General features: G+C 53.5%; 19 protein-coding genes and 1 pseudogene. 6 read left to right on the forward strand and 14 right to left on the reverse strand.

What is annotated here, in order from left to right:
- Positions 1-10: 10 nt before the first annotated feature.
- Positions 11-3,295: an STY4851/ECs_5259 family protein gene (locus ACX3P5_RS02210; protein WP_458968235.1), complete on the reverse strand. Its 3,285-nt coding sequence runs from the start codon at positions 3,293-3,295 to the stop codon at positions 11-13.
- 1,576 nt (positions 3,296-4,871) lie between these two features.
- Here ACX3P5_RS02210 and ACX3P5_RS02215 point away from each other — a divergent pair.
- The 4 genes from ACX3P5_RS02215 to ACX3P5_RS02230 all read left to right on the forward strand — a co-directional run bounded on the left by ACX3P5_RS02215 (position 4,872) and on the right by ACX3P5_RS02230 (position 7,950).
- Entirely contained in the window at positions 4,872-5,387 is a 516-nt protein-coding gene (locus ACX3P5_RS02215) for a DUF2778 domain-containing protein (RefSeq protein WP_458968236.1), read from the forward strand.
- Complete coding sequence (locus tag ACX3P5_RS02220; protein WP_458968237.1) at positions 5,368-5,889, forward strand: hypothetical protein; 522 nt, start codon at positions 5,368-5,370, stop codon at positions 5,887-5,889. The genes ACX3P5_RS02215 and ACX3P5_RS02220 overlap by 20 nt, the downstream gene beginning before the upstream one ends.
- A gap of 1 nt (position 5,890) precedes the next feature.
- Positions 5,891-6,376 carry an Hcp family type VI secretion system effector gene (locus ACX3P5_RS02225; RefSeq protein WP_458968238.1) on the forward strand — a complete coding sequence of 162 codons (486 nt, stop codon included), beginning with the start codon at positions 5,891-5,893 and terminating at the stop codon, positions 6,374-6,376.
- Between the two features lie 881 nt (positions 6,377-7,257).
- A complete protein-coding gene (locus tag ACX3P5_RS02230) occupies positions 7,258-7,950 on the forward strand; it encodes a helix-turn-helix domain-containing protein (protein WP_458968239.1) in 693 nt (230 codons plus the stop codon).
- Here ACX3P5_RS02230 and ACX3P5_RS02235 read toward each other — a convergent pair.
- The 10 genes from ACX3P5_RS02235 to ACX3P5_RS02280 form a co-directional block, all read right to left on the reverse strand.
- Positions 7,942-8,526, reverse strand: coding sequence for a bifunctional 4-hydroxy-2-oxoglutarate aldolase/2-dehydro-3-deoxy-phosphogluconate aldolase (locus ACX3P5_RS02235; RefSeq protein ID WP_458968240.1), 585 nt, complete (start codon positions 8,524-8,526; stop codon positions 7,942-7,944). The genes ACX3P5_RS02230 and ACX3P5_RS02235 overlap by 9 nt on opposite strands.
- On the reverse strand, positions 8,516-9,409 hold the full coding sequence (locus ACX3P5_RS02240) for a 2-dehydro-3-deoxygalactonokinase (RefSeq protein ID WP_458968241.1): 894 nt from the start codon (positions 9,407-9,409) through the stop codon (positions 8,516-8,518). Before ACX3P5_RS02240 ends, ACX3P5_RS02235 begins: the two co-directional genes overlap by 11 nt.
- Complete coding sequence (locus ACX3P5_RS02245; protein WP_458968242.1) at positions 9,406-10,302, reverse strand: dihydrodipicolinate synthase family protein; 897 nt, start codon at positions 10,300-10,302, stop codon at positions 9,406-9,408. Before ACX3P5_RS02245 ends, ACX3P5_RS02240 begins: the two co-directional genes overlap by 4 nt.
- Positions 10,296-11,459: a mandelate racemase/muconate lactonizing enzyme family protein gene (locus tag ACX3P5_RS02250; RefSeq protein ID WP_458968243.1), complete on the reverse strand. Its 1,164-nt coding sequence runs from the start codon at positions 11,457-11,459 to the stop codon at positions 10,296-10,298. Before ACX3P5_RS02250 ends, ACX3P5_RS02245 begins: the two co-directional genes overlap by 7 nt.
- 17 nt (positions 11,460-11,476) lie before the next feature.
- A complete protein-coding gene (locus tag ACX3P5_RS02255) occupies positions 11,477-12,718 on the reverse strand; it encodes an MFS transporter (RefSeq protein ID WP_233988224.1) in 1,242 nt (413 codons plus the stop codon).
- Positions 12,719-13,090: 372 nt separating this feature from the next.
- Positions 13,091-14,482, reverse strand: coding sequence for a hexose-6-phosphate:phosphate antiporter (uhpT, locus tag ACX3P5_RS02260; RefSeq protein WP_458968244.1), 1,392 nt, complete (start codon positions 14,480-14,482; stop codon positions 13,091-13,093).
- A gap of 152 nt (positions 14,483-14,634) precedes the next feature.
- Positions 14,635-15,963: an MFS transporter family glucose-6-phosphate receptor UhpC gene (uhpC, locus tag ACX3P5_RS02265; RefSeq protein WP_458968245.1), complete on the reverse strand. Its 1,329-nt coding sequence runs from the start codon at positions 15,961-15,963 to the stop codon at positions 14,635-14,637.
- Positions 15,964-15,972: 9 nt separating this feature from the next.
- Positions 15,973-17,472 carry a signal transduction histidine-protein kinase/phosphatase UhpB gene (gene uhpB, locus ACX3P5_RS02270; RefSeq protein ID WP_458968246.1) on the reverse strand — a complete coding sequence of 500 codons (1,500 nt, stop codon included), beginning with the start codon at positions 17,470-17,472 and terminating at the stop codon, positions 15,973-15,975.
- The gene (gene uhpA, locus ACX3P5_RS02275; protein ID WP_458968247.1) at positions 17,469-18,062 is read right to left on the reverse strand and encodes a transcriptional regulator UhpA; all 594 of its coding nucleotides are present in this window, start codon (positions 18,060-18,062) and stop codon (positions 17,469-17,471) included. The genes uhpB and uhpA overlap by 4 nt, the downstream gene beginning before the upstream one ends.
- A gap of 190 nt (positions 18,063-18,252) precedes the next feature.
- On the reverse strand, positions 18,253-18,921 hold the full coding sequence (locus ACX3P5_RS02280) for a YecA/YgfB family protein (protein WP_336755890.1): 669 nt from the start codon (positions 18,919-18,921) through the stop codon (positions 18,253-18,255).
- Between the two features lie 593 nt (positions 18,922-19,514).
- On the opposite strand from ACX3P5_RS02280, the pseudogene ACX3P5_RS02285 reads away from it, so the two are divergent.
- Both ACX3P5_RS02285 and ACX3P5_RS02290 read left to right on the forward strand, forming a co-directional pair.
- Positions 19,515-19,657, forward strand: a pseudogene (locus ACX3P5_RS02285) (serine hydrolase domain-containing protein); the annotation flags it as partial.
- Positions 19,658-19,788: 131 nt separating this feature from the next.
- Positions 19,789-20,292 (forward strand): RcnB family protein, encoded by a 504-nt coding sequence (locus tag ACX3P5_RS02290; RefSeq protein ID WP_233985393.1) that lies wholly within the window; start codon positions 19,789-19,791, stop codon positions 20,290-20,292.
- A 45-nt stretch (positions 20,293-20,337) separates the two neighbouring features.
- Here ACX3P5_RS02290 and ACX3P5_RS02295 read toward each other — a convergent pair whose 3' ends face one another.
- The 3 genes from ACX3P5_RS02295 to ACX3P5_RS02305 are packed head-to-tail and all read right to left on the reverse strand — an operon-like array spanning position 20,338 to position 23,024.
- A complete protein-coding gene (locus tag ACX3P5_RS02295; protein WP_233985392.1) occupies positions 20,338-21,450 on the reverse strand; it encodes an NAD(P)/FAD-dependent oxidoreductase in 1,113 nt (370 codons plus the stop codon).
- Positions 21,451-21,469: 19 nt separating this feature from the next.
- Complete coding sequence (locus tag ACX3P5_RS02300; RefSeq protein ID WP_046289175.1) at positions 21,470-22,225, reverse strand: amino acid ABC transporter ATP-binding protein; 756 nt, start codon at positions 22,223-22,225, stop codon at positions 21,470-21,472.
- Positions 22,218-23,024, reverse strand: coding sequence for an amino acid ABC transporter permease (locus ACX3P5_RS02305; protein ID WP_069728476.1), 807 nt, complete (start codon positions 23,022-23,024; stop codon positions 22,218-22,220). Before ACX3P5_RS02305 ends, ACX3P5_RS02300 begins: the two co-directional genes overlap by 8 nt.
- Positions 23,025-23,056 lie beyond the last annotated feature (32 nt).

A 23,056-nucleotide genomic window follows, 5' to 3' on the forward strand; every position in this document is an offset into this window, starting at 1 on the left:
TTATTCCTTTTTATTCTTCGGAAATATAACGCAGAAGGCTGCATTGAAAGATGGCCTTGAACCAGCGTGAATCAAAGTCCCTGACCTGTCTCAGAAAAAAAACGGCGCCAGGTTTACGATCAAATACAGAATCAAAACTAGTTTTACCGCTTGCGACAGAAGCCGCAAAGACAGGTAACCACGAAACAGAGTAGCGATAATCTGCGTCAGGATTAATGCTGATTACTGAATTTTTTTGTGACATCATCCAGCTATGCAAACGCCTGGAACCGTACTCTGGCCAACGAGCTTCACTGTGCTCACGTAAAAGCTCCTGATACCACTCACGGACAAAAAAATCAGGAATAGGCGGGGGAAGCTTTCCATAACTTAACCATTTTTCAATTTCGTCGGCATACGTTGGGAATACAATCCCTAATCGCTGATACATATTGTTGACGAGTATGTTCTGAGTTTCTTCCGGCGCGCCTTTTTGGCCTAGAAACTGTTTAAAACGCTTGGCTGCATCTATGATTTCAAAAATAGGGAAGAACTCCCATAAAATAGGGAATTCATTCTCTATGCGGTTTAGATACTCAGCTAACATTTCAAATTTGAAGAGAGACATCGCCAGCGCTCGCGGGTGCTTTACCAGTGCTCGCCAAACTTCAAAAGTTGCCAGCGGTAGATAACCAAATTGATCGTAAAGACTGCGCATAAACTGCCAACCTGAATGGGCTGGATCGTTAGCCATCTGTTCAAGTACCTGCGTTATGGCATTAACTTCCGATTGGGGGTTAAAAAGTTGGGTGGCCTTCTGTAGTGAGCGGATGCTAGATTCATCCACAGGCAAAGAAGGCTCGCCACGAATGAAGTAAGGGCGGAACGCCATTTCTTCGCCTGGTTTAGGAAGAACTAACCATGGACCGTTTTTGTTTACAATATTACTCAACTCGTATTCACCAACGGCCACACCTTCACTCATTCTTGAGGATAACGGGTTGGCTTTCCTCTCCGGCTCGCTCAATAACATGATTACAGGAGAAGGTGTTTGTCCGGCACGATGTTGGGTTGAATGGCTTATCAGAAGCTCTCTTTCATAATCATAACGCATGCTGTATTTGTAGCGTCGAATCAGCCAGTTCATTACAACGCCAGCGCCTTTGATTCGCATTTCAACAACCTGGTCAATTCCCGACTCAAGAGAAAGCAAATTTTCAATATTTTCTCTAAGGCTATATAAATTAAGTTCAATAGGGCGTTCTGCCGGTGTATAGAACCATTCATGCCATGCTTGCAATCCACTTGAGCGTAAGTGCAGTTCCAGTGAAAAACGTGTCGGTTCGCCATTTTTCCCAAATAGATAGGCTCTGGAACCAAGTAAGTCATTTAAAGTGATATTTTTATCCAGCAGACATCCATTTGCATCAAATGCCAGACAGCCTTTCGCTGGGAAAGGTAAAATTATTTCTACAGGATCTGCTCCCAAATTTGGATAAATCTGTAGAGAAACAAATGCAGGAGGCTTACCTTCTGCTTTGAGTGAAATTTCGGTATGCCCTATCGATCGTTTGCGCGAAACTTCCAGTGTTTTATTTTTTAAGACAGATATGCAGGGATGCTGTGTTGAGATGATAATGGAACCTTCATTAGCTTTATCTCCGCCTTTTATTTCAACGTTAAAATCCGCAGGTAATATCCCTATTTTTCGGCGAAGTAGCGTTTCATTGTCCATGTTTCTGATGGAGATATATTGCGTTCCCATCATCTCTTGTACCTGACATTTATCTAAAGACATGCCACTCAGATAACGTTTTAATTGTATGTTTTCAATGTCCAGATTTTTCGCTGTAACTTTAGGTACACCAAGAAATGTTTTATCAGGATGGCAATTCCAGGCCACGCGTTTACCATAAAAATCAAAACCTCCCGGGTTAGATAAGTCTCTTCCGGTGCGAATTCGATATGTTTCATTTCCAATAATAATTACATCTTGTCGCCCTTTTACGCTAAGTGTTTCGAGTCCTAGTATTGGAACTGAACCCGGAGAAGCTTCGTATCCTGTAAGAGTAATTTCTTCCCGAGGTAAAACAATAAGAATGTCGCTGTCACTTACACTGCAAGAAGCTTGTCCTTGTAATAACCAGCGGTTCTCATCAGCAACAAATGTAAGTGGTACCTCACCAACAGCAATTTCACTATTGTCCAGCTTTATTGCACCAATAATCATCCCTCCTGCACGCACAACCACCGATAAACTTGCAGAAGGTGCCAGTCTGATAAATGTTGATTCACATTTACGTAGGCGAACCCTGGCATGCGCATTTTCCAGGGAGGCATAGGCTGGACCAAGATTGACAACTTCATCATTATCCTCATAGATAGCAACTTCAAAACGCGTCGTGGAGGGAGGGATATTGATCGGGAAAGAAAGTTCATCTGGCAGCGAAACTACCGCTCGTATTTGATCCGGATTATTTTCCGACCAATAGAATTGGCAACCAGAACTATTATTTTTTTTGACGCGGGGTTTTGATTCTATTGAAGCTGTACATAACAATCCATTAAGAAAGCGGGTGCCTGTTTCATCATCCAGCGGCACGGGGAACTCATCTCGCCACCTGGGATGAGCCATATCAAGCTGCGTAACCGGTTCGCTATGATTGCTCAGGTTGTACATTATTACCAAGGAACTAAGTTTTTCTGCTATATGGCTGATCAGTTCTACAGATGTATCTTCACTGAAAACAGTTGGCAATGCTGACTTTTCTACGATTGCCCCTACCAGCGAGAGTATGGAAAAACCAGCCAGTTGTGCCTGTTCATATTGACTGAGTATTCGGGAGAATACGCTCTGAAAGTGGCTGTCCGATTCTTTAAGCAAGCGGAATGGTAGTCCTCCCTCACTGAACAATGTCCCGAGGAAATTGCGCCGCTCCGATTCATAAAATCGAATTGGACGCATCCAGTAGCCTTCCATTCCTTTAGGGATAGTATTCCTTAACCCATTAGTCGTTAATGAAGTTCCCAAGGTTTTATAAATCGGTTCCCACGTCCATCCAAAAGGGCGTTCATAATCTCTGCGATACCATTCAGAGCAAAAAAGCACAAAACAGGCAGCATAACCTTTATCATCGACATTACTTTGTGATTGGCCAATCGCACGAAGTAGCTGTGTTAGATTATTGTACTCATCGCTGGTCGCATGATATTGATATAGTGGTCGGCCATCCGGATATCTCAACCCTCTACGATTCAGAAAGTTACTTAGCCAGGTAGTACATGTTAACCATGAAATGCATTCTGATTGGCCCAAGGCAAACTCCTTACAGACATGGGAACGAAACTCCAGGGTTATTCAAAAAAACAGAGCAGAATACCCCCATATTAATAGGACTTCAATTACTAATATTGGTAGGTAGAAGTAAGGAAAATTTTATTGTTAATAATATCAAAAGATAATTGATCGCAGGCTAATGATTTCATTGATTCATGAGCTATCAATTCACGGAAATTTTACTTAAGTAGCAATAGATATCATAATCAATAATTTATCTTTCATGGTACAGGATGATTAAGAGAACTTTACAAACAAAAAATGATGAGAGTTATATTCTAAGTCAAAATACATGAATCTACTTTGCGATTTTAAGTTTAATTGTTTGTATTCATGGAAGTTTTTATTAAGATAATTACATCATCAAAACCAAATGCTGGCTGAAGCGAAAAGCAGGGAAGTAGATTGTTCTAACAACCAGAGCCTACAAGCAGACTTGTCCATATGTTAACCCTGTGCTCAATGTTTGAGGAGGAATTGCACCTGAAGAAGGGAGGCCGATACTATCAAAAAAAGCAAGGTGTACTCGACTGACGACTCGGTGCAAAAGCTAGTTTAGCTGGCGAGTCAGACAGCGTTACAGGAATGGAACTTACTGCCGAGGAGCCTGGGTTTGTTAATGAGCCGTTTAAATATTATCGTCTCTGAACGCATGGGTTTTACTTATTGAGAAAGCATTTACACAGAAGTCTTCATGGCAACGTTTTTGTGAATACGTGAGCCGTATTACAACATGTTAGCCAATCTTCGACTGCACCCTGTACCAAGCAAGAACTACGACATAGTTTTATCTGCCTTGGGTGTAAGTCGCCGGATCCTTCAAAACTGCCCAGAATGCATATCACTGAAGGTTTGAAATCCTGAAAGCGACGCAGATGGTTAGGCTCTGCTTCGTGAAGACATCAATACAGGACAGGCACCTGATCCGCGATCGCTGGAGCGCGCATCCATCTCAAAATTCTATTGACCAGATAAGGTTGGGGCGCCGCCAGACACGGCGTTAGCCAAAGTATCTGAGCTACAACACAAGTTCAGAATGTGCCCGAATAAATAAGCATCCACTGCCGGACGTCATCATTGCGGCTGGCCGACAAAGACAAGCCTGTCAGAATACAGGCACGACGTTGCGTCAAACTTTTTGCCTGACACCTTACTCTTATTGCTTACCGCTACTGGTCTGTCCCGGGACCATCCGCCACAGTTTCCTGAACCGGCTACCATGAAAATTTACTGTAAATATTATTGGTTCGAATGGCATGCCCATGCTTAATTTCGAAATATGATAATCAGCATAATCACTCCTCGATCTTTCCCTGAAAAATCATTTACACAAACGCTCTTATATGGAGTGTTTGTCTCGGGTAAAGATAATGAAAGTAACATTGCCTTCAGAATGTTAAACAAAAGCGATATAATTATAACAATCTTATAATAATCATTGTAAATCTTTACCCCTTTTGTCCTCATTAATTTTCCAATGGGTCTGACTTCCACTATAAAGGTTGGAAAATCGCCTGTAGCATTATCAATCAACTAGCCTGAATAAGGGATGATTATGGCTTTACATGGAAAGTTTGTAATTAATGATGCTTACTACTCACCCTTATTCTTTCCGGGCGTGGGAACGTTCTTAGCGTTCTCTGGCAATGGCGCTTACCGCAATCGTGGAGCCTGTGGAATGATTTCCGGAGAGGGGCCTGTACCAGCAGGTAAATACTGGATTGTTGACCGTCCTCAGGGAGGGCTCAAATCACAATTAAATGCCGGTGTCAGGGATATTTATAACCACTTTGCCAGCGGCGCTACGTTCAGGCATTCCGAATGGTTCGCAATATGGCGGGATGATTGGACGATCGATGATTACACATGGGTAGAGAACGTCAAGCGAGGTAACTTTCGTTTGCATCCGGGCGCACTATCCGAAGGATGTATTACGCTTCCGCATGACTCTGATTATGCCATGTTACGTAACGCATTACTGAGAACGCAAAAGATAGCGGTTCCTTGTATGAAGCAACTAATGGCCTACGGAACGATTGAGGTAATTGCCAGTGGCAAAACATGCTCTTAATCTTTTTATAAAAATAGCGCTGTTTAATGCAATTATGCTGATCGTGGCTAAAGTGGTTCCCTATGATGGTTTAGTTGATGCAATTACGGCATTATTTGATTTTCAAAGCGCAGAGAGGTTTACCCATTTCATTCTGGGTGAGCCTGACCCGGAGCCCTGGGAAGCGTTACAGGTTTACATTAGTCTCTTAATAAACACACTGATCGGTGTTCCTGTCATGAGCGCGGTTCTCACTGCTTTCAACGGCATCAGGCATAAAACCAGATCGGTTTTCCTGGTTAAAGAGTGGGCTTTTTCAACATTACGCCGATTAGCAAAGATATTCGCGTTCACATTTATTTTTTGGATACTGTTCCGCTGCCTGCCTTATCACGTTTTTTTACCAGATGAAGAGGTGTTTTCAGCATTTACTCTGGCGACGTTGGTAGTCTTAAACCTGCTATTGACGATTACCTGCTACAGCTTAATTAAAAAGAAAATGACATTCAAAAGGAGTTTGTAAAATGCCTGTTCCCGCGTATATGTGGCTCAAAGATGACGGCGGTGCTGACATCAAAGGTTCAGTTGATGTTCAGGAACGTGAAGGAAGTATTGAAATTGTCGGTTTTAGTCATGGCCTGAACATTCCGGTAGACAGTGCTAACGGTAAAATTACCGGTAAGCGCTCACACTCGCCAATGATGATTGAAAAAGAATTCGATAGTGCCAGCCCTTATCTTTACAAGGCTGTCGCAACAGGACAGACGCTGAAAAGCGCCGAAATTCGCTGGTATCGTATTAATTATGCGGGACAGGAAGAGTGCTATTTTATTATGACCATTGAGGGCGTAAAAATTACTGGCATCAATCCGGGAATGCCAAATACCAAAATGACCGGTAATTTACAGATTAACCATATGGAATCTGTTTCCCTTATGTACGACAAAATCACCTGGCGTTATGTTGATGGCAATGTGCAGTACACAGATGACTGGAATGTACGGACCTGAAGAATTTTTATTACAGATGCTTAAGTTCGCTTTTAGCGCTGAAGCATCCGGCAAGACATGAAGGGTTGTAATGAGATATTCAATTACAACCTCTCAGCACCACAACAAGCATTAACAATTCTTTTATCCGGATGCCCTCTGGCATAACTAAAAAAATCCCACACAAGCTTATAGGGATTTTGTAACGTATACGCCAGAAGAACTAAACGGAACCTGATTTTATGCAGGGTATCCAACTATAATGGCTCAGAATACTGTTTGTTATTTTCTGTGACGCCATGGCAGATCAATTATGGCCATTAGGTGATTTCAATCGTATAACGAAAGGTAATGAAAAAATCATGGTAGATGAAATTAAGTAACACATTTTCGCATTATCCAGAAGTCATAAAGGCTTTTAATTATTCAATAATGAGAAATTGAAACGATTAATCATATCCGAGGCTGAGCTGGATATGTAATTGGATGTGTGAGAAGTCGAAGAACTGATGGATGAGTTTTTCAGCGAGTATTCATTTTCAACTGCCTGTCTGGAGCAATAATAGTGTTTCTGGCAGGGCCAGTACCCGTTACAAAAGCATGTCTGGTCGTGTTCTCTGACACTTCGTATGTCGATTGAATCAGCTCCAGCGGGTTGTAGGCGGTTTAGCTAATTTCGTTATCCCGAAATTCCTATGCTCATTTGCATCCTAAACGCTGATCTCTCAACCGTAGTGCTTTTACCAATCATTCAGTTGCACCCGCTCCTCACAGAACCAGCTTTAAAAGCCCCATTCCTCTCAGCATTTGAAACAGGTTCCAGATCTGACCATTGCGGGTTGCTTGCATCAGCAAAGGCTGGAGAATAACGGCATGACTCACGCCCGTACCCGGAGCTCATCATGAACAGTACCGTCTATGACGCTTTCCGCTGCCTGGAGCTGCTCGCTTCAGCGAGCCGGCCGCAAGGCATTCGCGAAATGGGACGTGAACTGTCGCTCGACTCGGCCAAAATAACGCGCCTGATGAAAACGCTGCTGGCGCTGGATATGGTGCATCGCGATGCGCGGCGCAAATACAGCCTCGGCATCGGTATCCATCGTCTCTCGGCTTACGCTATCCATAATTCAGCGTTTTATAATGCGGTGATCGGCATTCTGGAAGAGAGCGGAAATCCGGCTATTTCTATTGTTATCGGCGTCCTGAGCGGCACCAATGTGGTCTATATCATCCATACACGCGGAGGAGAAAGTATTGCCCGTGCTATCGGGAATTATCAATCCTATCCGGTTCATGACTCGGTGATTGGCATCAAATTATTATCAGCGATGAGTGATGAGGAAATTATCGGTCAAATCGGTATTCATGATTATCGGCTACTTAAAAATGATATCGAACAGGCACGCCGCCATCAGGTGTTCGCCAAAGCCTATGGTCAGCATGATTATCGACTGGCATGTAATATCCCTGGCATGCCAGCGGCCATCGCCTTATCCAATATCAACAGTGAAAAGATGGACGTTGAGATGTTAAGTTTGTACCTGATATCTGCCGCGAAAAAAATCAGTGGCGAACCGCTGCCTTTTTTAAATTAACAGTTTACAGCGCTTCGCCGTTTCGGCAACCGACTGTCCGGGCCGGTATAGCGACGAACCTATCCCGACACTGTCATAATGAACCAGATAGTCAGCCGCATTATCAACCGTTATCCCGCCGACCGCTGAAAACCGGACCGGCTGAGAGAGCGGGCCTTTGATCAGTTGCGGATAATTAACCGGCAATGCGCAGGCCGGGAATATTTTCATCACCGCCACACCCAGTTCGGCAGCAAGGAAAATTTCGCTGGCGCTAAACACTCCGGCATACACCGCTAATCCCTGCCTTTTCGCTTCGGCTATCAGCTGCGGATTAAGATTGGGTGTAAGAATAAACCGGGCTCCGGCGGCAAGGCTTTCATCGACCTGGCGGCTATTCACTACCGTTCCTGCACCAATATTCAGGCGGGGACCGAAGTGCTTAACCGCTCCCTGAATAGTGGATTGCCAGTCAGGCGAGTTAGTGGTGATTTCTATCTGGCTGATGTCATTATCCAGCAGGCAGCGAATATGTTGATTAACCTCTTCCGGACGAATGCCGCGTAATATAGCGATAACCCGTGAGCTAATAGTCATGGCGGAATACCTCATTCAGACCGGCTATTAAGGCGGTTTCCGCAGGCAGAAATTCTGCCGGTTGATTAAGCGCCTCACAGGCCAGCCGGTAATGCGCTAACAGGCTTTCACTGCCGATAAAACAGATCGTCTCCGGGCCGGTAGCACCCAATAAAACTTCATGGCCAATCAGTAACCCGGATAACCATGCAGAGGCCGCCTCTGCCGCAAGCGCATTAAGGATATAACGACCCCGACAGCGAAATAGTTCGCTAACCAAATCGGTTTGCTGATGCTGAATAGTCTGCGCCGTTTCAATGCCGCTTAAAAAGGCTTCATCTGACCAGCATTGCTCGGGCAATCCTTTACCCAGCACCGAATGGTTAAGCAATAGCGCATAGAGCTCACCGGTCATCAGCGTCTGCAATCGGGTCACCTGCTGCTGTTGTCGATCGATTCTGAGCCACTTACTGTGGGTGCCAACAGCGGCAAAGTTCTGCGCAGCAGAGAGCATCAACCCGCCGGCCAGTTGCATCTCTTCTCCACGGCAGATTTCATTCACCCGTCGGTCACAGATCCCCGGACGCAGACTCACCGGGTTCGGGATAATCCCCGGCAGCGGCTGCCCTTTACCGAAAAGCGCGCTGAAGCTAAGCGGTAGAGTGAGATAGCCCGCATCGGCGAGGCCGATATTGCTGCCAATCATGCCGCACAATATAACCGGCAGCTGTTCATCATAAGCCTCGCTGAGCCGTAACAGTTGCTGCTGCAATATTAACGGCAAGGCATCGCGCTGGCATTTACCGACCCCGCAGTCTGCCTGGATCGTTTTGATCATCCTGCCATCTCGTACGCTCAGCGCCCGAAAATTACTGGTGCCCCAGTCGACCGCGATATAGTTCATGCCTGCCTCTCCAGTACCGCCAGCGGCAGCGCATCGGTCAGTTCCTTCAGCTCCTGACGGGTTATCTCATCCAGACTCTTTGCCGGTTCGCGGACGTAATCACTGGCAAAAATACCCGCCCGGTGCAGCACGGTTTTATGAATAGCCACGCCGATACCGGGCTGGACACCGTAGCGAAGAAAGGGCAGGTAACGGTAAAAATGGCTCTGGGCTGCTTTTCGATCCTGATGCCAGCAGTGAAGAATGGTATTAATCACGTCCGGAAATTCGCAGGCGGGCATCGTGCCGGTTATCCCCCGGCAGAGCTCTTCAAACAGAAAGCCGGCATTCAGGCCGCCAAACAGGCCGACCCGATCGCCTAATGCCTGTTTCAGCGCGCTGATTTTTAGCGTCGTCGGCGGCTGCTCAACTTTGATGTACTTAATGGCCGGGAAATCTTCGCAAACATGGACCAGCGTCGTCACCGGCATGGTCACGCCGGTCATCAGCGGTGCATCCTGAATCATGATATCGATGCTGCACGCCTGACAGATATCGCGCCAGAAGCGATAGAGTTCTTCCGGGCCGGGTTTAACCACGGCAGGTGGATTGACCATGGCGATATCGGCACCCCAACGCTGTACCCGGTTGATCTCATCAATCGCGACGGCTGAAGAGGCGCCGCCCGCCGCCGCAACCAGCGGCAAATCGCCGACCTGTTTTTTGACGCAGTAAAAAAGCGCCTGCTTCTCATCCTGCGTCAGGGCATAACCTTCAGAGGCGTTGCCAAACAGTGCCAGGCCATCAACACCCTGCTGCAACAGAAAGTGGACCAGGCGTTCAACCGAGGCAAGATCCAGCTCGCCTTGTTCAGTAAATGCGGTTGCCAGAATGGGTACGTTACCTTTTAGCATGTTGCCTCCGTCAGATGTTTGCGTAGACGATCTTCATCGATTTCAATCCCCAGTCCGGCACCCTGTGGCAACTGATACGCGCCTTGTTCACAGACCAGCGGCTGTTTAAGTAGCTGATTAGCGACGTTGAAAACCGGAGGCTGGTACTCAAGCATGAAAAGATTAGGTATCGCAGCAGCGGCATGGATTGAGGCGGCGATACACGGCCCCTGACCCACGCTGAGATGAGGGGCTACACGCAGGTTCCAGGTTTCCGCCAGCGCGGCGATATGCATCAGTTCACTGATCCCGGTGCGGCCTACGTCAGGTTGCAGAATATCTGCGGCGCGTTGCTCAATCAGCGGCTTAAACTGGTAGCGGGTGCGTTCCGTTTCACCCAGCGCAATGGCAATCGGGCTTTTGGCGCGCAGTTCACGATGACCGGTAACATCTTCAGGCAGCAGCGGCGCCTCAAGGAAGCCAACACCGAGCGCATGCAGGCGCTGTGCGAGTTCACTCGCTTCGGCAACGCTGTAATTCCAGTGGGCATCAACGAACAGTTGTGCTTCCGGGCCGAGCGCTTCACGGATAACTTTCACATTGTGGATGTCTTCGCTGACGCCATAACCCAATGCCAGCTTAAAGGCATTGAACCCCTTTTCCTGCCAGCGTCTGGCCAGCAGCGCACGGGATTCCAGATCCGGTTCCGGCAAGCCGGAGACATAGCAAGGAATGGTCTCGCGGTAGGCTCCCCCGAGCAGTTGATACACCGGTAAATTGAGGATCTGGCCTTTAAGATCCCACAGGGCGATATCTACGGCGGCCAGCGCATCAATATGGTAGCCCGTGATATGGCCGCGATCGCGCATCGCATCGTACATGCGTGAATTCAGCACGGCGCTATCGAAGGGCGAACGACCGATAATTAACGGCCTGAACAGCTGGTTGATCAGTTCAGCAATCACCTGAGGCACCACCGGTGCCAGCGCCTCGCCCCAGCCGACGTGGCCGTCGCGGGTGGTAATCTTTACCAGGCAGGTTTCCATCTTGCGGGAATAGACGCAGCGGTATTCAGGACGGTAATAATAATCCGCTTCATCGTCAGCAGCCTTGCCGCCCAGATAGATCTGGTCAGCGGCAACTTTGAGCGGAAAGCATTCAACCTGACTGATTTGCATAGTAACTCCGGTTCAGATTAATCAAGGATTTTGCCGGCGGTCTCTTTGGCGAACCACACCGCAATAAAAGAGACGAGGGCAGTGATCATCACGTACCAGGCGGGAGAGAGCGGATCGCCGGTCCAGGCAATCAGGCTGGCTGAGGCCAGAGGCGTGACGCCACCAAACACCGCCACCGTCAGGTTGTAGGCGACGGCAATGCCGCCGTAGCGAATCGCGGTGGGAAACAGCTCCACCATCGCTGCGCCACAGCCGCCGTTAAACATGGCGACAAATACGCCCAGCAGGCTCATAGCGGCTATCGACGTCATCACCGAGCCTTGCGTCATCAGCAGCATGGCGGGATAGGTCAGCAGAATGAAGCCGCCACATCCCATCAGCATCAACGGACGGCGGCCCCAGCGATCGGAAAGATAGCCGGTAAGTGGCATACAGACAGCGACACTGAGCAAGCCCAGCGTGGTGATGAGATAAGCGTCGGTCCGGCTGTAATGCAGGTGGGTGGAGAGGTAGCCCGGCATAAAGGATTGCAGCACCCAGCTGCTGACCGCTTTAACCACCACAAAGCCGACGCAGAAAAGCAGGGCGCGGCCGGATGAGCTGAGCGTTTTGCGCAGCGGCGATTTCTCGATCTTTCCGCTGGCCTGCAGCTTATGAAACGCAGCCGAGTCTTCCATATTGCGACGCATATAAAGCCCACCCAGGCCGAGCGGTGCGGCAAGCAGAAAGGGAATACGCCATCCCCAGTCGTTCATTGCGGCGTCGCCTAACGCATGGGTCAGCAGCAGTACCAGCCCTGAGCCACAAACAAAGGCCATAAAGCTGAAGTTTTCGCTCCAGCAGGTGAGCGTAGCCCGCCGGTTCGGTGCGGCGCTTTCGGCCAGATAAGTGATAACGCCAGAGCTTTCACCGCCCGCCGCAAAGCCCTGCACCAGCCGGGTTATCACCAGCAGGATAGGAGCGATAATGCCTGCCTGGTGCCAGGTCGGCAAAATCCCCATCACAAAGGTTGAGAGTGAGGTAATCACAATCACCGTGACCAGCACTTTGCGTCGGCCCAGACGATCGCCCATTGAGCCAAAGAACAGCCCGCCCAATGGACGCATAAGAAAGCCGGAACCGAACACGGCGAAAGACTTTAACAGTGCGGTCGCGGGATCGGCGCTGACAAAAAAGTTGCTGGCGATAATCGCCGCCAGGGTGCCGTACAAGCCAAAGTCAAACCACTCGATAAAGTGACCTATCCCGGCAGACATCATAATTTTGGCGGTGCGTCTGGGCGAACGTTTAACTGTCGTCGGCGCGACCTTAATACCGTACTGGCGGGCTGAATGATCCATACGCTCTCCTGAAGGTGATAACGATGAGTGCATCGGTTGGCTGATGGAATGAGCGTATGAGCTTTAGGCGGAGCATGTCGGAACGGGCGAGGATTGCGTGAGGTGGAGCAAAGATTGAATCGTTTTTTTGCTTCACATAGTGAAGCAACCAGCGGCGCGCCGGTGAAATGCAGGCATCTGCGCGGCACCAGCCCTGTTAACTAACCTTTTAATGAAAGAGCGGCCAGCGCAGCAGAGAGCACTTCTCTCCGCCACGCTGGCCGTTGCGATTACCTTATCACTAACCCAACATCACGCCATCTTCAGCCGCTGCAGCCGTTTCTCGCGGCGGATTTTGCGCTCTTCCATTACCGCTACCATCGCCATCAGAGTGATACAGGCGATAGCGGCAGCATCCAGCGCGGCAAAGGTGCCGGCCCAGCCGGTCAGGCCGAATATCGGCGTGCCGTCGGCGATCATGCCCAGGCCCAGTTTGGCGAAGCTGTCACCAATCAGATAGGCGAAGGTGCCTTTGATGCCATCCGCTGCGCCGATGGCTTTTTTCGGCACAAAGCCGACCGCTGCGACGCCGATTAACAGCTGCGGACCAAACACCAGAAAGCCGAGCGCGAACAGCGAGGCCAGATAGATATACTGGTTGCTGGCATGCTGATAGATCCCCAGCGTGGCGATAATCAGCGCCAGCGCCACACAGGCCACCAGCCCGCGACGACCGTTGGCCAGATCGGATAACCAGCCCCACAGCAACGTGCCGACCAGCGCGCCGACCTCAAACAGGGTAAAGCCCTGAATCGCCATCTCTTTAGAGAGCTTTAGCTCCTGAAACGCATAGACGGTTGACCACTGATCGATGCCGATGCGCACCACATAGAGGAAGATGTTGGCGAAGCAGAGCAGCCAGATCACTTTGTTTTTCAGCACGTACTCAACAAAGATCTGCCATTTGGTCATCGACTCATCTTCGGCTTCCTGATCCTCTTCGCTCAGCACTTCGTCAAACAGCTCTTCGGCTTTGCCCAGCCCATAGGACTCCGGTGAATCACTGCCGAAACGCAGACCGATAAAGCCAACAATCAGCGCGATGATCGACGGGAAGATAAACATCCCTATCACATGGCCGTCGAACAGATAATTGGCACCAAACAGCGCCACGCCAGCCGCACCGGCACCGCCGAGGTTGTGCGAGATGTTCCACATTCCCAGATAGGTGCCACGCTTGCGGCGCGGGGTCCATTTGGTGATGGTGGAGTAGCTGCAGGAGCCGCCGGTACTCTGGAAGAATCCGCTTAAAGCATAAAACGCAATCATCAGAAACAGGCTGACCGATCCGGTACCCATGCTGGCGCTGAAGCCGAGCATACAGATGGCCGACAGGATCAGCATAAACGGCAGGAACTGCTTGGTGTTTTTGCCATCGGCGTAATAGGAGACCAGCGTTTTACCCACGCCGTAGGTGATCGAGAAGCCGAGGCCGATCATCCCCAGCTGCGTCATGCTCAGCCCGTAGGTGGTGATCATGTCGTTCTGCGCAATGTTGAAGTTTTTGCGGATCAGATACATGGTCAGGTAGCCGATAAACACCACCAGATAGGACTGCATAAAAGGTCTGAACCACAGCTTGCGCCGCTCGTCGAGCGGCAGGTCCAGGGTCGGTTTGCGCACCTGATTAAGAAAGGCCAGCATGGATGGGGGTTCTCCTGGTTGGAAAAGCTGCAACGGGCAGCGAATGGCTGGCATTGTAAAAATCAGCCGCCCGCCAGGCCTGAGACAGCCGCCAGGCGAAACCAGGAAAATGTCTTAGTTTTGCCCGATATGCGGCAAAAAAGAGAGGCGCATCACGCTTCGTCGACCGGACGCGGTGCCTGCGCATTGAGAAACGGCAGCAGCAGCAGCGCGGAGATCCCGGCCGCAATCGCAATCACCGCAAAGAAGCCGCTCCAGTGCCAGCTGTCGATCACCCACGCCAGCGGCCAGCCGGAGAGCGACGCGCCAAGATAGGCGAACAGCCCGACAAAGCCGGTCGCCGCACCCGCCGCATCCTTGTGAGAACACTCGGCCGCCGCCATGCCAATCAGCATCTGCGGACCCGAGACAAAGAAGCCGGTGGTGAAAAAGCACGCCGTCTGCATCACGTAGCTGGTGAACGGCATCAGCCACAGCGATCCCACCGACAGCAGGATCCCGGCGGCGAAAATCAGGTTCATCGGGCCGCGGTTGCCGTTAAACAGCTTGTCCGATCCCCAGCCGGCCACCAGCGCGCCGATAAATCCGCCCAGCTCAAACATCGTCACCGCCGAATTGGCGGTCACCAGATCGACGCCCAGCGTCTCTGAAATATAGAGGTTGCCCCAGTCGTTGATCGCCGCGCGCACCACGTAAACCAGCACGTAACACAGCGCCAGCAGCCAGATGTAAGGGTTCAGCAGCACGTAGCGGGTGAGGATCGCTTTGCGGCTCAGGCCCGCGCCTTCCTGCTGCTGCGCCATCTCCATCTCATCCTGCCGCCAGTCGCCGACCTCCGGCAGGCCAACGGTCTGAGGCCGATCGCGCAGTCGCCAGCAGAGAAACAGACCAGCCAGAATCGCTAATCCGCCCGCCACCATCATCCCGCTGCGCCAGCCGTAGTGCAGCGCCACCGCCCCGATCATCATTGGAATCAGTGCGCCGCCGACGTTGTGCGCGGTGTTCCACAACGCCCACCAGCCGCCGCGCTCGTTACGCGAATACCAGGCGGTCAGCAGGCGGGCGCAGACCGGCGCGCCCCAGCCCTGGAAAAAGGCGTTAACCGCCCACAGCAGGGCAAAGGCCCACAGCGAGGTGGAGAAGCCGAACAGGATGTTTACCACCCCGGTGGCAATCAGCCCCAGCCCCATAAAGTAGCGGGCGTTGGAGCGGTCGCTGACGATGCCGGAGAAAAATTTCGACAGGCCGTAGGTGATGTAAAACAGCGTCGCCAGCAGGCCGATATCGGTGCGGGTCATCACGCCGCTGGCGAGGATCTCCGGAGCCGCGGCGTTGAAACTTTTGCGGGTGAAATAGAACAGCGCGTAGCCCAGCCAGATGGTCATCATGATGTGTCGTCGCCAGTAGCGATAGCGGCGATCGATCTCCGCTTTATCCTGCAGCGGCGCGGCGTTGGCCGGGGTTTTCAGAAAGCTAAACACATTCACTCCTCACACCGTACGCAGCGGCAAATGGACGCTGACGCGGGTGCCGTGGGTACAGGATATCGCCAGCGTGCCGCCCAGCGCGGCTACCCGTTCGCGCATCCCGGCCAGACCAAAACCCTGCTGGCCGGAACCGGACGGCAGGCCGCAGCCATCATCTTCAATCACCAGCATCACCCGTTCATCCTGCTGCCAGCCTTTGAGCGTTACCGCACGGGCGCTGGCGTGTTTCACGATATTGTTCAGGCCTTCCTGGCAGACGCGAAACAGCGTGACGCGCTGGCCTTCGCTGAGCAGGCTCTCATCAACGTGCCAGTCGAGATGGCTGACGATGCCGCGATCGTCGAGTTCCATCTCGCGCATCAGCGAGCGGACCGCCTGCTCCAGCGAGAGATCGTCTAACTGACGCGGTCGTAACCGTCCCAGCAGCCGCCGCACCGAATCGTACACGCCCAGCGACAGCTGCTCGATGTGCGCGCCGCTCTGGATCACCCGGCCATTATCGGGCGCCAGTCGCTGGACGATGCCCGCCTGGGTACGGATCGCGGTGATGGTCTGGCCGATGTCATCGTGCAGCTCACGCGCCACCTCCTGGCGTACGCTCTCTTCGGTCTCCACCAGACGTTCAGCCAGCCGCCGGTTGCGCGCCAGCTCATGCTGCAGCGACTGATTAAGCTCACGCAGCCGCTGGATACCGGCACCCAGCAGCAGCCCGGTCAGGCTTTGCGCCAGCAGCGACAGCAGTAGATCGACCGGATGATCGTGCCAGGTCTGGCTGGCAATCAGGGCAATGGCGTTCATCAGGGTGGCGATCAGCGCACCCTGCCAGCCGTAGTGCCACGCCAGCGCGATAATCGGCAGCGCCAGACAAAACGGCGTAAAGCGCGACAGCTCCGCCGGCAGGCCAAGCTGCAATCCCAGGCTGATAATAAACAGCAGCAGATACCCGATCAGGTGCCGGGCGCGCCAGTAAACCGGCTGGGAGACCAGCGCCGGGCCCAGCGGCTGCCAGCGGGTGCGGGTGAGATAGTGCCAGATAACCAGGCAGGTCGGAGCCAGCGTCAGCCCGCCGGTGAGCGTCAACAGCAGGGCGTTCAGCACCTCCTGCTGACCGGCCCACGGCAGCGATTGCAGCAGCGCGGCGGCGATCAGCGCGGCACCCTGACGCAGCAGCGTGCGCCAGTCGCGCTGGTGGCGGTAACGGGAGATCAGCGCCACCGGCAGCAATGTCAGCACGCCGCCGAGCATCAGCAGTGGCAGATGGGCCAGCGCGACTTCGTGCGACAGCCAGATCAGCAGCAGCCACTCGCTGACCAGCAGTACCGGCCAGTAACCGCGCGGACACTGCAGCATCAGCCCCAGCCGCAGGCCAAACGGAAACAGCAGCACCGCCAGCTCGGGTCGTTCCACCAGATGCAGGCTGATGCTCCACAGGCAGAACCAGGCCGCCGAGAAGATGCAGACGCTGGCGGCCACCGATATCAGCCGCGACAGAAGCGGCGTCATTGCCAGCCGTCAAACATGCGGCGCGCCAGCTCGACGTCGTTGCTGACGCCGAGTTTTTCCATCAGGTTGGCGCGATGAACGTGAACGGTTTTGGGCGACAGCCCCAGCTCGGCTGCAATGGTTTTTACCGGCATCCCCTGCGATAGTTTCTCGGCCACCTGGCGTTCGCGGCGGGTCAGCGGGTCCTGGCGACCGGCGGCCAGCTTAAGGGCAATCTCCGGCGTCAGGTAACAGCCACCGGCGGAAACCGTGCGCACCGCGGCGATCAACTCATCGGGGCGACAGCGTTTGGAGAGATAACCGCGCGCGCCGGCGTTAAGCGCCTGTTCGACCAGTGCCGGACTGTCGTGTACCGACAGCATGATGGTGGCTAAGCCCGCGGGCAGCTGGTTCAGCAGCTCCAGTCCGGAGAGATCGGGCATTGAGATGTCGCAAATGCAAACCTGTACGCCGCGTCCCGGTAAACCCGCCAGCGCCTCACGGCCCGATCCAAACTCGGCCACAACCTGAAAATCGGGTTCCAGCCCCAGCAGCTGGGCAAACCCGGAGCGGACGATAAGATGATCGTCAATAAGCGCGATGGTAATCATGATGCGTTCCTGGCGGGAAAATTCGCGCTTACCTTAGCGATAAGCGCATGGCTGTTCAAGTCGTGAGCAGTCTGGCGTGCCAGCGGTGGCGGGATGTTGATCCTGGAGGGATCGGGGCGATCGTCAGCGCAGCGGCAGGATCGTCGGGCGAGGCAGGCCGGGCGGCGATCCCGCTCCGGCCAGTGATGAATTAATGCAGGCAGCACTGCTTATATTTTTTACCGCTGCCGCACGGGCAGGGATCGTTGCGGCCAGGCAGTTTTTCTACTGAGATCGGCTTCTGAGGCTCCGGCACCGCTTCGGGCTGGGAGATCCAGTGATCGTGCAGCGCCAGCGCAGCCGGGCGGATCGCCTCAATGCTGGCTTCCATCTCGTCCGGCGTCATCGCATCCAGTTTTTCGAGGTTCTCTTCCACGCCGTGTAGGGCGATGGCATCCAGCGCCGGTTGCAGATCCTGTGGCAGGGCAGACCAGTCGGTCAGCGACACGCCGCGCATGTAGCCGAAGCACCACTCTTCAACCACGGTAAATTCCAGACCTTCCATCTCACGGATGCCAAACAGCGGTTCGAACTGCTCAGGAAACTCAGAGAGCCGGTCAGCCACGTCATTCATGTGCTGAAAACAGAGCTCCATAAAACGTGTCATCTCACGTTCGTTGCTCCATTTTGGGATCCGCTTCTCGCCACCCCACAGCGCCACCAGCCATTTGCTCGGTTCGACAGTGGTCGGGCCGGACAGCACCGCGGTCAGCAGGCCATCCAGTTCAGAGACATCAAGAATCGACGCTTCGCTGCCATATTTTTCCAGCATATCTTCCAGCCATTGCAGCTCTTTCTCGGACAGTGGGCCTTCTTTCATGCGGTTGCCTCCCGGGCATTTCAAAAATGTGAGCACGGCGTTCACGCCATAAAGCCGCAGCAGTGTACACCCTTGCGCGCCGCAACACAGCTTACCTGCGGTCTGACGGGCTTTTTTCCGGGCAGGCGATAACCCCGACGCGGCGGCTGTGAATCCGCGTTGAGTGCCACTTTTAACCGGTTGAGTGCGCTATAGCCGCTGGCTGCTTTGTAAGACATTTTGCGCAAAATCGGGTTTGTTAAACGACTGTTCAAATTAATTGACTGATTATTATAATAAAAAATGAGAACAGACTTTTTCTCCCGCCGGATGAGGACGTCACGCCGCGGGAGGACAGCGCACAGCCGCAGGCTCCGATCGCTGATCCTGCTGTAGCCTGCTCTCATTCGGAGCCTCGCGGCCCGGCACAATTTACGCCTATGGCGTGCCCGATCGGCTGCACCGCTATCCGGTTACGCCCGACAGCGATACGCTGCTCGATTATCTCGCCGATTTCTCTGCGGCGGCGGTGCGTGGCCGCATTACTCCAGTTCCGGCTATGCGCTGCCCGGCTACATTTTGCGTCAACGCTTCCATCCGAATATCCATTCGCTGGCTACATTGGCGGCTATGCCAGCTTTATCGGCTACGATAGCGCCAATGGGATTGCGATTGTGGTGCTGCAAAATGGAGCAGCGATTCAGGCATTGCGTTGTTGGTCGATCAGGCAACTAAGGATAGAGTGGTCGGACAGTAACCGGTGCGCGGTGAAGCGAATAGCGTCGTCTTTCCTTACACTTAGCTTTGACGAGAGGGGAACTGACTCGCTATAAAGAGTGTCTTTAGCCTGTCTACTGTCACTAAAATCAATTTAACGTGGAAATCATTATGCGCAGGACTCAACGTGTACTTTTCTCAATGGGATTACTGGTTGGCTCGCTGAGCCTGATCCCTGCAGTGCAGGCCGCCGGTGAAGCAACGGATACCGTTCCGCCGCCGCCACAGATTCAGCCCGCCAATCCTGCAACCCAACCGCAGCCCGATGCCGCTAACGCTCAGCCGGATGCCGGTGCGGCGCAGACGCAGGCGCCATCCAGCTCACAATCGAACGATGGCATTACGCCGACCACGCCGTCGCCATCCAATGGCGGACAACCGAACTACGATCTCAACACCATCATCATCGACTACAAAGAGTATAAAGTCGGCGATACGGTGCCAGAGAAATACACCGATAAAACCTACACCATCGTTGAGTGGCAAAAACGTAATCTGCCGGCGCCGCAGGAGAATACCCACTGGGCCTACATCAACGCCAATTACATCCTGATCACCAATGACACCGGCAAAATTGTCATGGGGAAATCGGGCGACATCTTTTTCCGCGGTTAACATCAGCGGATCAAAAATCAGCCGGTCAGCACGACCGGCTTTTTTTTAGCTGAAACGCTCCGCACCAAAGCTGGCCAGCATCGGATGTTTTTCGCCGCTGACCATCTCGTCCGCCAGTAATTCCCCGACAATCAGCGCCAGCGTGGCACCGGAGTGGCTGAACGCCACGTAACAGCCCGGCACCTTTTGCAGTTCACCCAGCACCGGATCGCCATCGCCCGGAATCGGCTTGAGTCCAATCTTCCAGCTCTCAGCTTTGAGCGGCCGATCGCCACGCAGTAACCGGCTGGCTTCCTGCGCCAACTGCGCCACCACCTGCTCATCAATCCGGTATTCCCCGTCGGCCAGCGGCTGGATATCAGCTTCATACCAGTCGTGATCGAGCGCAAAACGGTTGCCAGGATTGGGACGAACCGCGGCGCGCGGGGTGTTCAGCACCGCTTTCAGCGGCTGGGCGGATGGTTCGGTGATCACCAGCATCGAAACCGGCGAGCCGTTGGGGATAGTCACACCGAGCGGTGCCACCACATCCGGCGTCCAGGGACCGCAGGCAACCAGCACCGCATCGGCGCGCAGCTCGCCTTTATCGCTACGAATGCCGCAGGCCCGGCCCCGATCGGTGATCACGCTGGCTTTACCGGCGTGTTCTACCACTTCGCCGCCCAGTGCGCGGAACTGATTGACCAGATAATCCACCAGATGCGGCAGGCTGACCCAGCCTTCACCGGGATTAAATATTGCCTGGGCCGCCAGCGCATCGGGATCGACCGCGGCATCCGCCTGCGCCACGTTTTCAGCCGTGATCAGCTGTGAATCATAGCCGTGGGCTTTTTCATAGGCGTGGCGCGCCTCCGTCGCGGTAACGTCACTGTCCGACCAGCAGATCCCGCCGTCAAACCGCAGCCAGTCGAGTGTCGGATGCCGGGCAAACAGGGTGCGATAGCGATCGATGCCGGCCATGCGTAGCGCATGATAAGGTTTCGACCGCTCGCCCGCTGAGTTGAGCCACGACAGCGAGCGTCCTGAGGCGCCGGAGCAGAGCGCGGCTTCGGTCACTAAGGTTACCGCTGCCCCGCGTTTCGCCAGCTCGAGCGCCGTCGATACGCCCAGCACGCCACCGCCCAGCACCACCACTTTCATTTCAGTTTTTACCGCCATTATGAGGTTCCTTACTCAGTTACAGCACTTCAGAGAGAAAACGTTGCAGGCGCGGCGACTGCGGCGCATCGAAAATAGCGGCTGGCGGCCCGGCTTCGACAATCTCGCCTTCGTCCATAAACACCACCTGATCCGCCACTTTGCGCGCAAAGCCCATTTCATGCGTTACCACCACCATCGTCATGCCGCGACGACAGAGATCGGCCATCAGCGTCAGTACGCCTTTCACCAGTTCGGGATCGAGCGCCGAGGTCGCCTCATCAAACAGCATCACCTCCGGATCCATCGCCAGCGCGCGGGCAATCGCCACCCGCTGCTGCTGGCCGCCGGAGAGATCGCGTGGCCGGTGATCGGCGCGCGGACCCAGACCAACCTCTTCCAGCCGCTGACGGGCAATCGCCATCGCCTGCGCTTTGGGCAAGCCTTTAACGCGCCACGGGGCCAGCGCCACGTTCTCCAGCGCGCTGTGATCGGGAAACAGGTTGAAGTGCTGAAACACCATGCCAATCCGCAGCCGCAGTGCGTCCGGTTTGTCGCGCAGTACCGATCGGTCGGCCAGCAGCACATCGCCCGATTTCGGTTCATGCAGCCGGTTAATACCGCGCAGCAGGGTCGATTTGCCCGAGCCGGATGGCCCGATAATGCAGGTAGTGCTGCCAGGCGCGACTCGCAGCGAGACGTTACGCAGCACCTCAATCGGGCCATAGGCGAGGGTCAGATCGCGCAGCTCCAGGCTGGCTCCGTGCCAGCTGGCGCTGGTTGAGCGGTTATTCATGGTTGCCTCCGGTCAGCGGGTGAGTGGCCAGCGCGCCGTTGGGCCGTCTGACTTCCTCCACCTCTTTTAAACCACTTTGTGGCGCGGTCAGGCGACGGCGGCCGGTGCGGTAACGCACATCCACGTAGTTGACCATGTGCGTCAGCGGCACGGTGATGATCAGATAGAACAGCCCGGCCAGCATCAGCGGCGACAGATTGCCGGTCAGCACCGCCGCATCCTGACCGACGCGAAACAGCTCACGCTGCTGGGTCATCAGCCCCAGCAGGTAGACCAGCGACGAGTCTTTAATGATGGCGATGAACTGATTGACGATGGCGGGCAGCACCCGGCGGATCCCCTGCGGGATCACCACCAGCCGCATCGCCCGGCCATAGCTCATCCCCAGCGCGCGACAGGCTTCCATCTGGCCGCGTTCGACGCTCTGAATGCCGGCGCGGAAAATCTCTCCCATGTAGGCGCTGGCAATCAGGCTGAGGGCGAAGATCCCCAGCGGGTAAGGCGTCGGACCGAACAGCTGATAGCTGAATCGCGCCAGGCCCTGACCAATCAGCAGGATGGTCAGAATCGACGGCAGACCGCGAAACAGATCGGTATACAGCCGGGCGGGCAGGCGCAGCCAGCGAGAGGGCGAAATGCCCATCAGCGCCAACAGCAGGCCAAACAGTGTGCCAAGCAGGGTGGCCGCCAGCGAGATAATCACCGTATTCACCAGCCCGGTGGTCAGCATCTGCGGCAGTACTTCCCTCATTGAGGAAAAATCAAAGAAGGTGCGGGAAAGAATCGTGAGCAAGTCCATCGCCGTCTCCATGCAGTGCGGGGCATTCCCCG

This window comes from Pantoea sp. S-LA4, assembly GCF_054482835.1.

Excerpts from the sequence above, each read along its gene's own strand:
- ACX3P5_RS02215 (WP_458968236.1), top strand. The coding sequence starts at position 4,872 with ATGGCTTTACATGGAAAGTTTGTAATTAATGATGCTTACTACTCACCC.
- ACX3P5_RS02225 (WP_458968238.1), top strand. The coding sequence starts at position 5,891 with ATGCCTGTTCCCGCGTATATGTGGCTCAAAGATGACGGCGGTGCTGAC.
- ACX3P5_RS02230 (WP_458968239.1), top strand. The coding sequence starts at position 7,258 with ATGAACAGTACCGTCTATGACGCTTTCCGCTGCCTGGAGCTGCTCGCT.
- ACX3P5_RS02235 (WP_458968240.1), bottom strand. The coding sequence starts at position 8,526 with ATGACTATTAGCTCACGGGTTATCGCTATATTACGCGGCATTCGTCCG.
- ACX3P5_RS02240 (WP_458968241.1), bottom strand. The coding sequence starts at position 9,409 with ATGAACTATATCGCGGTCGACTGGGGCACCAGTAATTTTCGGGCGCTG.
- ACX3P5_RS02245 (WP_458968242.1), bottom strand. The coding sequence starts at position 10,302 with ATGCTAAAAGGTAACGTACCCATTCTGGCAACCGCATTTACTGAACAA.
- ACX3P5_RS02250 (WP_458968243.1), bottom strand. The coding sequence starts at position 11,459 with ATGCAAATCAGTCAGGTTGAATGCTTTCCGCTCAAAGTTGCCGCTGAC.
- ACX3P5_RS02255 (WP_233988224.1), bottom strand. The coding sequence starts at position 12,718 with ATGATGTCTGCCGGGATAGGTCACTTTATCGAGTGGTTTGACTTTGGC.
- uhpT (WP_458968244.1), bottom strand. The coding sequence starts at position 14,482 with ATGCTGGCCTTTCTTAATCAGGTGCGCAAACCGACCCTGGACCTGCCG.
- uhpB (WP_458968246.1), bottom strand. The coding sequence starts at position 17,472 with ATGACGCCGCTTCTGTCGCGGCTGATATCGGTGGCCGCCAGCGTCTGC.
- uhpA (WP_458968247.1), bottom strand. The coding sequence starts at position 18,062 with ATGATTACCATCGCGCTTATTGACGATCATCTTATCGTCCGCTCCGGG.
- ACX3P5_RS02280 (WP_336755890.1), bottom strand. The coding sequence starts at position 18,921 with ATGAAAGAAGGCCCACTGTCCGAGAAAGAGCTGCAATGGCTGGAAGAT.
- ACX3P5_RS02290 (WP_233985393.1), top strand. The coding sequence starts at position 19,789 with ATGCGCAGGACTCAACGTGTACTTTTCTCAATGGGATTACTGGTTGGC.
- ACX3P5_RS02295 (WP_233985392.1), bottom strand. The coding sequence starts at position 21,450 with ATGGCGGTAAAAACTGAAATGAAAGTGGTGGTGCTGGGCGGTGGCGTG.
- ACX3P5_RS02300 (WP_046289175.1), bottom strand. The coding sequence starts at position 22,225 with ATGAATAACCGCTCAACCAGCGCCAGCTGGCACGGAGCCAGCCTGGAG.
- ACX3P5_RS02305 (WP_069728476.1), bottom strand. The coding sequence starts at position 23,024 with ATGGACTTGCTCACGATTCTTTCCCGCACCTTCTTTGATTTTTCCTCA.